The organism is Curtobacterium sp. MCJR17_055 (assembly GCF_003224335.1).
Lineage (GTDB): Bacteria > Actinomycetota > Actinomycetes > Actinomycetales > Microbacteriaceae > Curtobacterium.
Map to the genome: position 1 here is coordinate 123,897 of NZ_QKLF01000005.1, position 15,220 is coordinate 139,116.

9 protein-coding genes and 1 pseudogene are annotated in these 15,220 nt (G+C 73.7%); all 10 read left to right on the forward strand.

The genetic code is table 11. The features are described 5' to 3' along the window. Window positions 1-158 precede the first annotated feature (158 nt). The 10 genes and pseudogenes from DEJ16_RS12470 to DEJ16_RS12515 all read left to right on the forward strand — a co-directional run bounded on the left by DEJ16_RS12470 (window position 159) and on the right by DEJ16_RS12515 (window position 15,209). Window positions 159-5,618: a discoidin domain-containing protein gene (locus DEJ16_RS12470; RefSeq protein ID WP_110858056.1), complete on the forward strand. Its 5,460-nt coding sequence runs from the start codon at window positions 159-161 to the stop codon at window positions 5,616-5,618. A 90-nt stretch (window positions 5,619-5,708) separates the two neighbouring features. Continuing rightward, window positions 5,709-6,437 (forward strand): annotated as a pseudogene (locus tag DEJ16_RS12475) (NADPH-dependent F420 reductase); the annotation flags it as partial. 18 nt (window positions 6,438-6,455) lie between these two features. After that, window positions 6,456-7,415 (forward strand): SDR family NAD(P)-dependent oxidoreductase, encoded by a 960-nt coding sequence (locus DEJ16_RS12480; RefSeq protein WP_110825390.1) that lies wholly within the window; start codon window positions 6,456-6,458, stop codon window positions 7,413-7,415. Window positions 7,416-7,513: 98 nt separating this feature from the next. Continuing rightward, complete coding sequence (locus DEJ16_RS12485; RefSeq protein WP_110825389.1) at window positions 7,514-8,473, forward strand: alpha/beta hydrolase; 960 nt, start codon at window positions 7,514-7,516, stop codon at window positions 8,471-8,473. A gap of 122 nt (window positions 8,474-8,595) precedes the next feature. After that, on the forward strand, window positions 8,596-9,057 hold the full coding sequence (locus DEJ16_RS12490) for a nuclear transport factor 2 family protein (protein ID WP_181419583.1): 462 nt from the start codon (window positions 8,596-8,598) through the stop codon (window positions 9,055-9,057). A gap of 34 nt (window positions 9,058-9,091) precedes the next feature. Beyond that, window positions 9,092-9,460, forward strand: coding sequence for a nuclear transport factor 2 family protein (locus tag DEJ16_RS12495; RefSeq protein ID WP_258365965.1), 369 nt, complete (start codon window positions 9,092-9,094; stop codon window positions 9,458-9,460). Window positions 9,461-9,538: 78 nt separating this feature from the next. Then, window positions 9,539-10,054 (forward strand): MarR family winged helix-turn-helix transcriptional regulator, encoded by a 516-nt coding sequence (locus DEJ16_RS12500; protein WP_110825387.1) that lies wholly within the window; start codon window positions 9,539-9,541, stop codon window positions 10,052-10,054. A gap of 80 nt (window positions 10,055-10,134) precedes the next feature. After that, window positions 10,135-12,927 (forward strand): LuxR family transcriptional regulator, encoded by a 2,793-nt coding sequence (locus tag DEJ16_RS12505; protein WP_110825386.1) that lies wholly within the window; start codon window positions 10,135-10,137, stop codon window positions 12,925-12,927. Between the two features lie 177 nt (window positions 12,928-13,104). Then, complete coding sequence (locus DEJ16_RS12510) at window positions 13,105-13,839, forward strand: ABC transporter ATP-binding protein (RefSeq protein ID WP_110825385.1); 735 nt, start codon at window positions 13,105-13,107, stop codon at window positions 13,837-13,839. Next, window positions 13,836-15,209, forward strand: a complete 1,374-nt coding sequence (locus tag DEJ16_RS12515; protein ID WP_110902000.1) for an FtsX-like permease family protein — start codon at window positions 13,836-13,838, stop codon at window positions 15,207-15,209. Before DEJ16_RS12510 ends, DEJ16_RS12515 begins: the two co-directional genes overlap by 4 nt. Window positions 15,210-15,220 lie beyond the last annotated feature (11 nt).

Genomic DNA, 15,220 nt, shown 5'->3' on the forward strand with positions numbered 1-15,220 from the left:
TGTGCGTGACCCCGGACGCCGTCAGGATCCAGGACGTGGGACCGCTGACGGATCGTCGAGCCCTGCCGATCAGTCCGGGTGCAGGTCCCGCACCACAGCCCCAGCCGAGCACCGCGGAGTCCGCCGTGTCCGGCCCGCCCCTCCGACAGGAGTCCCCGGTGAGCTCACCGCGTCCCGCCGTCCGCACGAGGTCCGTCCTCGCCGTCACCGCCTCCGCCCTGACCGCGGTCACCCTGCTCGCGCTCGTCGGCCCTCCCGCTGCGGCCGCCACCGCCACCGTGGACGTCCCGCGGTCTCCGGCCGGCGTGACCGCGGCCGTCGGCGAGCAGGACGCCGGGACCCCGGCGGTCGGTCCGGCCGCCGACGGTGTGCGGGTCGGTGACGGGTCCTACGCCCCGACCCCGCCGGCGAGCATCACGGACAGCGCCGACGTGCAGAAGACGCTCGACCAGCGGCTGTACATCGACCCGTCGCAGGCGGGCAAGCCGGTCCCGACGAACCAGTGGTGGACCGACCTGCTCGTCAGCAGGTACTCCGGCGACATGTGGGCGTACCCGTTCGTCTCGTCGAACAGCGCCGCCGGGACGAAGGTCACCATCCCGACGCGCTGGAACAGCGACGGCACGGCGATGCGCCTCGAGGCGCCGGTCACGGTCGGCGGGACCGTCGAGCCGACCCCGGATGCCTCCGACCGGGTGCTCGCCGACTTCGAGGACGGCCTGCCCGAGGGCTGGACCGCCACGGGCAACGCGTTCGACCGGACCGCGTCGGGCACGGCCACCGGGCAGAGCGAGGTCGCCGGGTGGCTCGGTGACCGGTTCCTCGACTCGTTCACCGACGCCGACGGCGACGGCGCGACCGGGACGCTCACCTCCCCGTCCTTCACGATCGACCGGTCCACGCTCGCGTTCCTCGTCGGCGGCGGGAACCACCCCGACCACGAAGCCGTGCAGCTGCTCGTCGACGGCGACGTCGTGGCGAGCAGCACCGGGACCGACAGCGAGCAGCTGCGGTGGGACAGCTGGGACGTCTCCCGCTTCCAGGGCCGCTCCGCGCAGGTGCGCGTCGTCGACGACCTCCGTGCCGGGTGGGCCCACGTCCTCGTCGACCAGGTCCTGCTCACCGACGCGCCGGAGGGCCTGGCCGAGCGGTTCTCCACGACGTTCTCCGCGGAGCAGGCCGACGCGCTCCGCTGGGGCGACTGGAACGTCAGCTGGCGCATGCCGCAGGACGGCCCCGGCGGCCAGTACATGGACGTCACGAGCATGCAGGGCTCGCCGTACGAGTGGTTCGAGTTCCACGGCATGACGCCGCGCATCACCCTGCAGGACGGAGCCGAGGTCACCGACGGCGACGGACGGCCCCTCACGCTGCCGGTGACGACGGACCGCTTCGAGATCCGCCAGGACGGGCACGTCTTCGGCGTGCACGCTCCCGACCGCACCACCTTCACCCGGACCGGCAACGCGCTCGAGGCCTCCTCCGGCACGCCGTACCTGGTCCTCAGCGCGGTCCCCGAGGCCGGGCTCACGCTGGACGACCTGCACCGGACCGCGTTCGCCGTGCCGCGCAACACGACCATGACGTACTCCTACGACCCCGCTGCCGCGAACGTCCGGCAGCAGTGGTCCGTCGACACCGAGACCCTCCAGGGCGACGACCACGACACCGTGCAGGGTTGGCTGCAGCACCAGTACGCCGACGCCACCACGAACCTGCGCTTCACCGGCGCCACCTACGCGACCCCGCGCGGCACGATGAAGACGACGGTCGGGCACGACGGGTGGACGCTCGACTACCGGTTCACGGGCATCACGCCGATCGGCAGCAAGCCGGAGGCCATCGGGGACGACCCGTACTCCGAGGACGTCATGCGGCGGTACCTGCACGACTACGCCGCGAAGACCACCTACGGCGGCGACACGTACTGGGGCGGCAAGGACGTCCTGCAACTCGCCGAGTACATGACCATCGCCCGGCAGATCGGCGCCACCGAGGACGCCCGGAAGCTGCAGGACACGCTCGAGACGGCCCTGACCGACTGGTACACGTACACGGACGGCGAGAAGGAGCACTTCTTCGCCATGTACCCGACGTGGAAGGCCCTCATCGGGTTCGCCGACTCGTACGGCTCCGCGCAGTTCAACGACAACCACTTCCACTACGGCTACTTCGCCGTCGCGACGGCCCTCCTCGGCCGCGTCGACCCCGCCTGGGCGGACCGGTACGAGGGCATGGCGACCCTCGTGGTCAAGCAGTACGCGAACTGGGACCGTGACGACGCCCGCTTCCCGCACCTGCGCACCTTCGGCGTCTGGGAGGGCCGGTCCAACGCGGGCGGGGTGTCCTCCCCGGGCGGCAACAACCAGGAGTCGTCCTCCGAGGCGATCCAGTCCGAAGCCGGCCTGTTCCTGCTCGGCAGCGTCCTCGGCGACGAGGACATGCAGGCCACCGGCGCGATGCAGTACGTCACCGAACGGGCCGCCGTCCGCGACTACTGGCAGAACGTCCGCGGCAACCCCGCCTCGGCCTCGTACGACGGCAACGGCGCGTTCCCTGACGCGTACCGGCACGGACAGGCCGGGATCCTGTTCGACTCCGGCCAGGCCCACGCCACGTACTTCTCCGGCGACCCGGCCTGGATCTCCGGGATCCAGTGGATGCCGACCGCACCCTGGTTCGACTACTTCGGGTGGGACCCCGACTTCTCGAAGGCGCTGATGCGGGAGATGATGGCGGCCCGACCCCGGGCGCTCGGCCAGGCCGGGGTCACCGACGGCAACGCCGGCCGGATCCAGATGCTCACGAAGAAGTGGTGGGGTGTCGGGACCTACGGAGACGCGACGATCAGCCGCGACCGCCCGGCTGCGATCGGTGAACTGCAGGAGGCGATCCGCAGCGTCGAGACGAACCACCCCGGGTACGTCACCCAGCGCACCGCCGCGAACCCCCTGTACGTCCAGGCCACCGACACGCTGCTGGTCTCGGTCGACGACGACGGACGGGTGGTGTTCCCGGACCGGTACTGGACCCCGGAGACGCTCCCGGCGTCGCTCGTCCCCGCCCAGCTCGACGGACGCACCGCCGACCGTCTGCCGGAGGACTGGCCGGTGCCGTCGCCGCTCATGCCGTTCCTCGTCGACGATTTCCGCGCCGACACCGCCACCATCGACGGGTTGTACGGCGTCGACCTGACCGACCACACCCCCGGGCCGGACACCGCGCACGCCGCGCGGGTCTTCAGCGGCATGGGTGACGCGCTCGGCAACGTCGTCCTCGGCTTCCTCGGCCAGTACGACCCGGACACCTACGCCGACGTCCATGCCGCACTGTGGGACGCCGAGGACCCGGCCGTGACCGGACAGTCGATGGCCGGACTCGTCTACCACCAGGCCATGTCGAACCGCACCGTCGGCACCGAGGTCACCGACCGGCACACCTCCGACCCGCTCAGCCAGGTGTTCCGCGCGGCCGACGGGACGATCAGCTACGTGCTCGACAACCCCGACACCGTGCAGCACACGTACGACGTGTACGACGGCACCGAGGTCATCGGGCAGATCGCTGTCCCCGCGCAGACGCAGATCACCTCGCACCTCGACGCCCACCTGGCCGAGATCGAGGTGCACGCCGACGGCGACCCGAAGACCGTCGTCCCGGGGACGACCACCACGTTCACGGCGACCGGCCGCGACCAGTACGGCGCGACCGTCGACCTCGACGACGTCACCTGGTCCACCGACGCCGGCACGATCAGCGACTCCGGCGTCCTCCGCGCCGGCGAGCGGTCGGACCGGGCGACCGTCACCGCGACCGTCGGCGACGTGCACGGATCGGTCGCCTTCCGCGTCGCCCCGGCACCGGTCCTCACCGGGATCGACGTCACCCCCGGCACCGAGCGGCTCGTCGTCGGCACGCCGCAGCGGTTCCGCGCCGCCGGCCACGACCAGTACGGCGACCCCGCCGCGCTGCCCGGTGACGTCAGCTGGACCTACACCGGGTCCGGCACGGTCGCCGCCGACGGCACCGTGACGACGACCGCCGCCGGCTCCGGGTACGTCGTCGCCACCGGCGCAGGCGTCGAGGGCGCCGCCGTCGTGGCGTCCGTCACGACGATCCCGGACGCCGCAGCCGGAGCCGACGTCACCGCGAGTTCGTCGGACGGCGGCAACACCGCCGGCAAGGCCGTCGACGGCGACCGCAGCACCCGCTGGGAGAGCGCGCACGGGGTCGACGACGTCGACTACACGATCGACCTCGGGCGCATGACCGACGTCACCACCGTGCGGGTCGACTGGGAGGCCGCCGCCGCCGAGCAGTACGTCGTCCAGGTGAAGGACGCCGCGGACGACGACTGGCGGGACGTCCGCACGGTCGAGAAGACCACCGCGGACGCCGACACCGTCGCGGTCGGCACGAGTGCCCGGTTCGTCCGCCTGCACATGACGCAGCGGCTGACCGGGTACGGCTACTCGATCTGGGAGGTGCACGTGTCCGGCACCCCGGCTGCCTCCGCCGTCGAGGTCGAGGACGTGCTCCTGGCACCGCGGTCGGCGACCGTCCGTCCCGCCGACACCGTCCGGCTCCGGGCGTACGGCTTCGACCGTGACGGGTACGGCGGCCTCCTCGCCACGGACCGACCGGCGTGGTCCGTCGCGGGCGGGGACGACGTCGGCACGGGCAGCGTCGACGGCGACGGCGTCGTGACCGCCGGACGTGACGGCGGTGCCACCGCGACCGTCACCGCCACCGTCGGACGGGCCTCCGCACAGGCGGCGGTGACCACCCTCGACGAGCACGCCGACGACGACGGAGCGGTCCTGCCCGGCCCGTCGCGGGACGTCGCGATCGGCAAGCCGGTGACCACGTCCTCCGACGAGCGCGGAGACCTCGCCGGCCGCAACGCGGTGGACGGGGACGGGGCCACGCGGTGGTCCAGCGCCGCCCGTGACGACCAGTGGATCGCCGTCGACCTCGGCGCCGTCGTGCCCGTCGACCAGGTCCAGGTCGACTGGGAGGCCGCCTCGGCCGAGGCCTACCGCATCCAGGTCCGGGACGACCCGCACGACGAGTGGCGGACGGTCGCCGGCGAGCAGCACGGCAGCGGCGGCACGGCGGCCCACCCGTTCGAGGACGTGTCCGCGCGGTACGTCCGCCTGCTCGCCGACCGCCGCCACACGGCGTACGGCGTCTCCCTGTGGGCCCTCCGCGTGTTCTCGACCGAGGGCGCCCCGACCCCCGACCTCGCACACCGTGCGGCCGTGTCGTCCTCGGCCGACGAAGGTGACGGCGTCCCCGCCCGCAACGCCGTCGACGGGGACGCCGGCTCCCGCTGGGCGAGCGGGCACACCGACGACCAGTGGCTCGCGGTCGACCTCGGCGCGGAGCACGAGCTGCACGGAGCCGTCGTGCGGTGGGAGGACGCGTTCGGCCGCGCCTACCGCATCGAAGCGCGGAACGCGACGGACGACGGGTGGACGACGCTCGCGACCGAGACGGACGGTGACGGCGGGACCGACCGGCTCGACCTGCACGGCTCGTGGCGGTACGTCCGCCTGCACGGCGTCGAGCGCGCGACGCCGTACGGCTACTCGGTGTACGACTTCGAGATCCGGTAGGCCAGGACCGGATCGCAGGGCGCACGCCGTGCCGCGGTCGGGCAGTCGTGTCGCGACGGTCCGACCGCGGCGCGGTTACGTCGTCCGACGGATGCCCCGGCCGGGCAGGACCGCGGAACCTGGAGGGACCACGGCACCCACCACGTCAGGAGCACCCGCATGGCCAGCCCCACCCCCGTCCAGACCCTCGGCATCGTCGGCGCCGGCAACGTCGGCTCGCACATCGCCCGACGCGCCACCGAGACCGGCCTGGACGTCGTCATCGCGAACTCGCGCGGTCCTGAGACGCTCGAGACGCTCATCGCCGAGCTCGCCCCGCTCGCCGGCGCCGCGTCGGTGGCCGACGCGGCGAGGGCCGGCGACGTGGTCGTCGTCGCGATCCCGGTCACCGGCTACGCGGCGCTGCCCGCGGACGCCTTCGCGGGCAAGGTCGTCGTCGACACCGGCAACTACTACCCCGAGTACTCCGGCACGGTCGCCGAGCTCGAGCGGGACCCGCACCCCACGACCTCCGAGCTGCTGCAACGCGCGCTCCCCGGCGCCTCCGTCGTCAAGGCGCTCAACAACCTCGGCGCCGCCGACGTCACCACCGACGGTTCCCCGGCCGGCACCCCTGGCCGTCGGGCGCTGACGGTCGCGGGCGACGACGCCGACGCCAAGGCGGTCGTGGCCGGTCTGCTCGACCGCTTCGGGTTCGACGTCGTCGACGTCGGGCCCCTCAGCGAGGGGTGGCGGTACGAACGCGACCAGCCCGCGTACGGCGTCCGACACGACCGCGACGGCATGACCGCGGCGCTCGCTGCGGCACGTCGGTCCTGACGGGGAGGGACGACCATCGTGACCGAGCTGCTCAGCACCCCCTTCCCGGCGTCGGCCACCGCAGCCGACGTCCTCGCCGACGTCGACCTGCACGGCCGGCGGTACCTCGTCACGGGCGGCGGGTCCGGCATCGGCGCCGAGACCGCGCTCGCCCTCGCGGGTGCCGGCGCCGAGGTCGTCGTGGGCGTCCGCGACCCCGTCCGGGCCACCGCCACGCTCGAGCGCACGGGTCGGACGGCGGACCGGGTCCACGCGCGCCCGCTCGACCTCGCCGACCTCGCCTCGGTCCGCCGGTTCACCGACGCCTGGGCCGACGACGGGGTCGGTGCGCTCCACGGGGTCGTCGCGAACGCCGGCGTGATGGCGCTGCCCGATCGACAGCTCTCCGCCGTCGGGTGGGAGCTGCAGCTCGCGACGAACCACCTCGGACACCTCGCGCTCCTCCTCGGGCTCCGCGACGCCGTCGTCGAGGCCGGCGACGGACGCGTCGTCACGGTGAGTTCCACCGCCCATCTGCGGTCGCCGTTCCACTTCGAGGACCCCCAGTTCGACGAGCGTCCCTACGACCGGTGGGCGGCGTACGCGCAGTCGAAGACGGCCGACGTCCTGCTCGCCGTGGGCGTCGCCGAACGGTGGGCGGCGGACGGCGTCGTCGCGAACAGCCTGATGCCGGGGTGGATCACGACCGGGCTGCAACGGCACCTCGACGACGACACCCTGCGCGCCATGGGCGCGATGGACGAGGCGGGCAACCGCATCGAGCAACCGTTCTACAAGACCCCGGCGCAGGGGGCCGCGACCTCGACGCTGCTCGTCGCCTCGCCGACCGTGTCCGGCGTGACCGGGCGGTACTTCGAGGACAACCAGGAGGCCCCGGTGCTCGACGACGGCACGGGTCACGACCGCGGTGTCGCCCGGTACGCCCTCGACCGGGGGAACGCCGACCGCCTCTGGGAGCTCGGCACGAGCGTGCTCTGAGCGGATACGTCAGCTGACGGATGCCGCACCGTCGGCCCTGCTGCGAACGTGGGGACCGCCCCACCCATCCCACCGACACCCCGACAAGGAGCAACACCATGGCCGGAAACCCGAAGGGCATCGCCCTCGAGCCCGCCGCGCAGGAGTTCGTCGACGCGACGTCCACCCCGCCCTTCCTCAACGAGCTGCCGCCGGCGGAGGGCCGGAAGGCCGTCGACGCGGTCCAGGACACCCCGATCTTCAAGCCCGACGTCGACGAGGAGTGGCTCGAGATCGAGGGCGGCCCGACCGGCACCGTGCGGATCCGCCTCGTGAAGCCGGCCGGCACGACGGCGAACCTGCCCGTCATCCTCTACGTGCACGGCGCCGGCTGGGTGTTCGGTGACGCCCACACCCACGACCGGCTGGTCCGTGACCTGGCGATCGGGTCGAACGCCGCCGTCGTCTTCCCCGAGTACGACCGGTCGCCGGAGGCCGGCCACCCGGTCGCCCTCGAGCAGTCGTACGCAGCGGCGCAGTGGGTCGTCCGCGAGGGCAGCGACAAGGGCCTCGACGCGTCCCGCTTCGCCGTCTCCGGCGACTCCGTCGGCGGCAACATGGCGATCGCACTCTCGCTGCTCGCCGCCGAGCGCGGGGACGTCGAGTTCGTCAAGCTCGTGGCGTTCTACCCGGTGACCGACGCCGCGTTCGACACCGGCTCGTACCAGGAGTTCGCCGAGGGCTACTTCCTCACCCGCGCCGGCATGCAGTGGTACTGGGACCAGTACACGACCGACGAGACGGTCCGCGCACTCCCGACGGTGTCGCCGCTGCGCGCGCCGCTCGAGACCCTCGCGACGCTGCCCGAGACGCTCGTGATCACGGCAGAGGCCGACGTGCTCCGCGACGAAGGCGAGGCCTTCGCAGCACGCTTGCGTGAGGCAGGGGTCAAGGCGACGAACGCCCGCTTCGGCGGCATCACGCACGACTTCGTGATGGTCAACTCGCTGCACGACACCGAGGCCGCGAAGCACGCGCTCCTGCTGGCCACCGCCTCCCTGCGCGCGGCCCTGGCCTGACGGCCGCGGGCGCGGTGGTGTCCCAGACCCGACCCACCGCGCCCGTCCGTCCGTCCGTCCGTCCGCACGACCACGACCGGGACCACGACCGGGACCACGAACACGACCACCGAGGAGCAGCCGTGACCGAGACACTCGAGACCCTCGTCGCCCGCGAGGAGATCCGGACCCTGCTGGCGACCTACGCCCGCGGCGCCGACCGCCGCGACGCCCGTCTCGAGGCGTCCGTGTTCACCGACGACGGCGTCGTCGTCCTCTTCCAGGGCGACCCGTCGACCTCCGACCCGGTCGACACGATCCGCGGGCGGGAACGCCTCGAGGAGACGTTCGCCGGCCTCGTCGAGCAGTACGACGTGACGACCTACCTCACCGGCCAGTCGACCATCCGCTTCACCGGCGCCGACGAAGCCGAGGGCGAGACGTACTGCGTCGCCTTCCACGTCCTGCACGAGGGCGAGCAGCGGACCCTCCTGACGATGTCGATCCGCTACCTCGACCGCTTCGTCCGCGTGGACGGCGCCTGGGCGATCGCGGTCCGACACCTGGTGTTCGACTGGACCGACCGCGCACCGTCCCACCCCTGATCCCCGACCACCCACGACCCGTCCGGAGCCCGCTGTGTCCCAACCCCTCGAGTCCCTCATGCACGCCAACCTGTTCGACGTGTTCGGCGAACGCGACCCCGAGCGCCGACGGCAGGCGATCGCGCGCACCTACGCACCCGACGTCGCCTTCCTCGACCCCGACGAGGTCGTCGTCGGGCACGAGGCCCTGCACGCCAAGGCCCAGCGGCTGCTCGACGAGGCCCCCGGCTTCGTCTTCTCGCCTGCCGGCCCCGTGTACGAGAACCACGGCATGGGGTACCTCGCCTGGCACTTCGGCCCCGACGGCCAGCCGCCGGTCGTGTCCGGGATGGACATCTGCTTCATCGAGGGCGACGTCATCGCGAAGGTGTACACCCTGCTGACGAGCGCACCGCCCGCCTGACGGTCGGACCAGTCCCCGCCGGACGCCCTGCCATGATGGTCGGGCGTCCGGCGGTCGGGCGACGGGAGGTGACGGACGATGGCAGCCCACGGCGAGGTGCCCCCGGAGTCGCCGTACGCGTTCCTCACCGACGAGCAGATCCGGGTCTGGTACGCCTGGATGAAGCTGCAACTCCGGCTCCGGTACGAGATGAACCGGCAGCTCCGCGCGGACAGCGACATCTCGCTCGCCGACTACGACGTCCTGGTCGCCCTCACGAGCGAGCCCGGCGGTGAGATGACGATGACCGCCCTCGCGACGCGCATCGGCTGGGAGCGGAGCCGTGCCTCCCACCACACGAAGCGCCTCGCCGAGCGCGGCCTCCTCGAGCTCCGCCGCTGGGAACAGGACCGACGGAGCACCGCGGTCGCGCTGACGGACGACGGCTGGCAGGCCCTGCGCGACGCGACGCCCGCCCACACGGAACTCGTCAAGCAGATGTTCTTCAGCGGGCTCGACAGCGCGGAGTTGCCGGGCTTCGCCGACGTCCTCGAGCGGGTGTACGAGACCGTCATCGACCACGGCACCCTCCCGCGGCCGGCGGACCACCCGTAGCGACCGCTCGGCTTGCCCACCGGGACCGCACCCCGTACGTTTGAGTGAAAGATCACGCAAACCGGCGGGGAGGACCGACGATGGGTGCAGACGGACTCGCTGCGAGCCTCCAGGGCGGGACGGACGACGGCGTCCTGCGCCTCCGCACGGACGACCAGCGCCCGCTCCTCGGTCGCGACGAGGAGCTCGCCGCCCTGACCGCCCTGCTCGACCGGTCGGGCGGAGGCGGCACCGCCGTACTCGTCGAGGGCGAAGCCGGCGTGGGCAAGACCGCCCTCGTCGCCGCGGTCGAGGCACACGCCCGCCATGCCGGACACCGCGTCCTCCGGTGCACGGGCGTCCAGGGGTCGAACGCCGTCGGGTTCGACGGTCTGCACGAGTTGCTCCACCCCCTGATCCCGTACGCCGACGCCCTGCCGGGACGGCAGCGCGCCGCCCTGCTCACCGCCCTCGCCGTCGAGGACGGCCCCGTGCCGGACCGCCTCCTCGTGAGCACCGCGGCCCTCGGCCTGCTCGAGGAGGCCGCGGCGCACCGACCGGTCCTCGTCCGCGTCGAGGACCTGCACTGGGTGGACCGCTCGAGCGCCGAGGTGCTCGACTTCATCGGGCTGCGGCTCTCGAACGCGCCGATCGTGGTCATCGCGACCGCACGCACCGGGCACGAACCCACCGGTACCCTCCCCTGCTCCGCGGCCCGCCTCGAGCTCGGCCCCCTGCCGGAGGACGCCGCGGAGGCCCTCCTCGCCGAGCGCGCCGGCGGACTGTCCGAGACCGCGCGTCGGCGCATCCTCGCCGAGGCCGGCGGCAACCCGCTGGCCCTCCGCGAGCTCCCGGCCGCGCTCGCCGCCACCGGCGCCGCCGGGACCTCCCTCGCCACCCGGCTCCCGACCACCCGTCGGCTCGAGCAGGCGTTCCTCGACCAGCTCTCCGCCGTCCCGGCCGGCAGCCGGGCACTGTTGGTCCTCGCGGCGGCCGCCGACGATGCCGTGCTCCAGGACGTCATGGCGGCGGCGCGGACCATGGACCTCGGGCTGGCCGACCTCGGGCCGCTCGAGGTCCGCGGACTCCTCCGGACGGACCTGGCCGCCCTGCACTTCCGGCACCCGCTCCTCCGGTCCGCCGTCCTCGGGAGCGCGACCGCCGCGGAACTCGCCGCCGCGCACCGCGCGCTCGCGTCGGTCGCCCGCGACGAGACCCGAGCCGCATGGCACCGCGCCTCCGCCACGTTCGAGCGCGACGAGACCATCGCCGCCGACCTCGAGACGGTCGCCCGACGCGCCGAGCAGCGCGGCGCACGGCCGGAGGCGGTCCGCGCGTACGAACGCGCGGCCACCCTGTCGCAGGGGGACGTCGGGCGGGCCCGTCGGCTCGGACGTGCCGCGGAGACCGCGCGGGCCGCCGGCATGACGAACGAGGCGATCGAGCTCCTCGAGCAGGTGGACGCCCTGGCCGGCGACCCGGACACCGTGACCGCCACCGCCGTGACCCGCACCGTCCTCAGCCTCACCACGGGGTCACCCGTCGCTGGCCGCATCGAGACGGACCGCGTCCGGTCCGTGCTGGGCGGCGCCGAGCACACCGACCGGCTCGTGGAGGTCCTCTGGGTCTGGGCACTGAGCGTCCGCGGGCGGAACCTGCCCCGCGCGGAGTGGCACGCGATCGAGACACAGCTGCGCAGCCTGTCCTCCTCGAGTCCGCTGAAGCCGGTCGCACTCGCCCTGCTCAACCCGTTCGGGACGGCTCCCGCGGCCCGGGCGGACCTCCCGCACCTCGTCCCACAGCTCACCGACTCGCCCCTCGGCATGGCCTCCCTCGCGATCGCCGCCGAGTCCCTGCAGGACCTCGAGACCGCGCTGACGTGCTGGGAACTCGCCTACGAGCGCGCGCACGAGCTCGGCGCGGTGGCCGACGAGGCCCAGGCCCTCCGCGGGCGCGCCACGGTCCTCCTGCTCCGCGGGCGGATCCGCGATGCAGTCGCCGACGCCGAGTACGCCGTCCGGATGGCCAGCGAGAGCCACCTCCCCCTCGTCGCCGGGATGGCGTACGGAACGCTCGCGCGGGCGCACGCCCTGCTCGGCGACGCCGAGGCCGCCGCGCAGGCGCTCCGGGACGGCTCGGCCCGCTCCCTGGGCGGACGGCTCGCGCTCGCCAGTGCCGACGCACGCTGGGCGGCAGGCCTCGTCGCGCTCGGGCAGCACCGGTACCGGGACGCGCAGATCGAGTTCACGCACATGACGGTGCACCCGACACGCTCGCTCTGGGCCATCGCGGACCGCACCGAGGCCGCCGTGCACGGCGGTCGGCCGGAGTCGGTGACCGAGACACTCGCCCAGGCCGAGGCCGTGGCGAGCACCTTCCGGTCCGCGCACCTCACCGCCCTCGTGCTCCGCAGCCGGGCGCTGCTCGCTCCGGCGGACCGTGCCGAGTCCTGGTTCGTCCGGGCCGTCGAGGCGGGCCAGCTGAGCGAGTCCCCCGTCGAGCTCGCGCGCACACGCCTGCTCTTCGGCGAGTGGCTCCGACGGGAACGCCGCGTCGTGGAGGCCCGCACCCACCTCCGGGAGGCGCTCGCCGAGTTCGTCGCCGCGGGCACCGCCGGGTTCGCCGCACGGGCCGCCGCGGAACTCCGCGCCGCCGGTGAGGCCCCACCCAACGGCACCTCCGGCGCGCCGTCGGCGAGCGCCCCGCTCACCCCGCAAGAGCTGCAGATCGCCCGGCTGGCGGCAGCGGGGATGTCGAACCGCGAGATCGCGGACCGGATCTACCTGTCGCACCGCACGGTGAGCACCCACCTGTACAAGGTCTTCCCGAAGCTCGGTGTCAGCAGCCGCGCCGGACTCGCGGAGGCGCTCGCCGCGACCGGACACGCCGACTAGGCCCGACCGGCTCGCCTACGTCAGTCGACGGATGCCGACAGGGCGGTGCGCCTGCGACGCTCGTCGGACGGCCCGGGGCGAAGGACACGGAGCTGCCCGTGGAGGTGGAGCGCGCTCCACCCTCCGTCTCGTGCCTGCACCCGTGACCGGACGACCAGACCGAGGTGGACTGACGCCATGACCGAACCACTCCTCCATGCAGAGGACCTCATCAAGTCGTTCCCCGGCCCGGACCAGGGTCGGGTCGAGGTGTTGCGCGGTGTCTCCCTCGCCGTGCTGCCGGGCGAGTTCGTCGCGATCGTCGGGCCGAGCGGCTCCGGCAAGTCGACGCTCCTCTACTGCCTGTCCGCCCTCGAGCCCTACGACAGCGGGTCGGTGTCCATCACCGGGCAGCGACTCGGGACCCTGCGACCGAAGCAACTGCAGACCCTGCGCCGCTCCACCGTCGGCTTCGTCTTCCAGTCGTTCAACCTCATCCCCTCGCTGACGGCCCGGCAGAACATCGCACTCCCCGCCAGCCTCGCGCACCGTGCGGTCTCCACCGCCGAGGTCGACGCGGCACTGGCATCGGTCGGGCTCGCCGACCGTGGGGACCACCGTCCGGGGAGCCTGTCCGGCGGGCAGCAGCAGCGGGTCGCGATCGCCCGGGTCCTGGCGTCCCGCCCGGAGGTCGTCTTCGCCGACGAGCCCACCGGCGCGCTCGACACCACGGCCGGTGACGCGGTGCTCGGGCTCCTGCGGCAGGTGGCGTCCGGCGACCGCGCGGTCGTGATGGTGACGCACGACCTCGAGGCCGCCGCCCGCGCGGACCGGGTGCTCGTGCTGCGGGACGGCTCGATCCACCGGGAACTCGTCCGTCCGAGCGCGGGGCAGGTCCTCGACGCGCTCACCGCCGCTGCCCAGGAGGCGTGACGATGCTCCGACTCGTCCTCAGCGACCTCCGGTACAACGCCGGGATCTGGGTCGGGGCGCTGGTCGTCAGCGCGGCGACGGCCGTGGCCCTGGCGGTCGCGGCGGCCATGGTCGAGACCGGGATCGCGCTGATCGCCTCGGGTGACGAACTCGACCTGCTGCGCGCAGCCGGCCTGGGCACCCTGGCGACGCTGGTCGTGGTGCTCACGGTCGTCGCGGTGGCCGCGGTGCTCGGCAGCGTGACCCGACTGACGATCGACCTGCAGCGCCGGGGGTACGCGCTCTGGCAGCTAGCGGGCGTCCCGTCCCGGACCGTCACGGTCGTCGTCCGGATCCAGCTCGGCGTGGTCGCCATCGTCGGGAGCACCCTCGGGTGCCTCGTCGTCGCGCCCGTCGCGCCGGCCGTCCTGCACCTCGGGCTCTCGGCCTCGGACGGGCTCCGCGACCTCGACGAGCGCTTCGACGTCGTCGGCGGGGTCGCCGTCGTCGTCGCCGTGACGGCGGTCGTCGTCCTCAGCAGTCTCCGGTCGTCCCGTCGCGCCGGTCGGGTCCGCCCCGTCGAAGTCCTCCGCGACCCTGACGCAGCGGCGGGTCGGACGAGCTGGGGACGGTGGACGCTCGCGGGCGTCGCCGTCGTGCTCGCCGCCCTGCTGACGTCGAGCCTCGCAGCCGGTGGAGTGCGTGCGTCCACCTCGGTCCTGCTCATCGGGCCGTTCCTCACCGCAGCCGCCGTCGCCGTCGGGCCGACGCTGTTCCCGGTCGTGCTGCGCGCCTGGACCGCCGTCCTGCCGGCGCACTGGTCGGCGTCGTGGTTCCTGGCCCGGAACGCCGCGGCCTCCGCGGTCGGCCGGAGCAGCGCGACGGTCGGTGCCCTCGTCCTCACGATCGCGCTCCCGGCCAGCATCACGGGCGGGTTCGCGACCACCGCCGACGCCGTCCGGCGGTCCACCGGCGGGGACGGACCCGGACTCGATCCGCAGAGCCTCCTCCTCATGCTCGGCGGACCGCTGCTCGTCTCGCTGTCCGGAGCCGCCGCGACCGTGCTCATGGCCGGGCGGACCCGTGAGCAGGAGGCCGCGCTCGTCGAGGCCGCGGGCGGGTCCCGGTCGGTCGTCCTGGCCCGGGCCGCCTGGGAGTCGGTCGTCCTCGTCGGGACCGCGGTGCTCGTGTCGGCTGTCGTCCTGGTGGTGAGCGGCGTCGCGCAGGCGATCGCCCTCGGGGTCACCGTCCCCGGCACGTCGCCCGACGTCGGACTGGGTGTGGCCGGCCCGGCCACGCTGGTGAGCCTCGTCCTGATGGTGGCCGCCAGCACGCTCCCGCTCGTCGTCGGGCGCCACCGCAGCATCCCGCTCGTCCTCGCCGCGGACTGAACCCGGTCCAC

Excerpts from the sequence above, each read along its gene's own strand:
- DEJ16_RS12485 (WP_110825389.1), top strand. The coding sequence starts at position 7,514 with ATGGCCGGAAACCCGAAGGGCATCGCCCTCGAGCCCGCCGCGCAGGAG.
- DEJ16_RS12500 (WP_110825387.1), top strand. The coding sequence starts at position 9,539 with ATGGCAGCCCACGGCGAGGTGCCCCCGGAGTCGCCGTACGCGTTCCTC.
- DEJ16_RS12505 (WP_110825386.1), top strand. The coding sequence starts at position 10,135 with ATGGGTGCAGACGGACTCGCTGCGAGCCTCCAGGGCGGGACGGACGAC.
- DEJ16_RS12510 (WP_110825385.1), top strand. The coding sequence starts at position 13,105 with ATGACCGAACCACTCCTCCATGCAGAGGACCTCATCAAGTCGTTCCCC.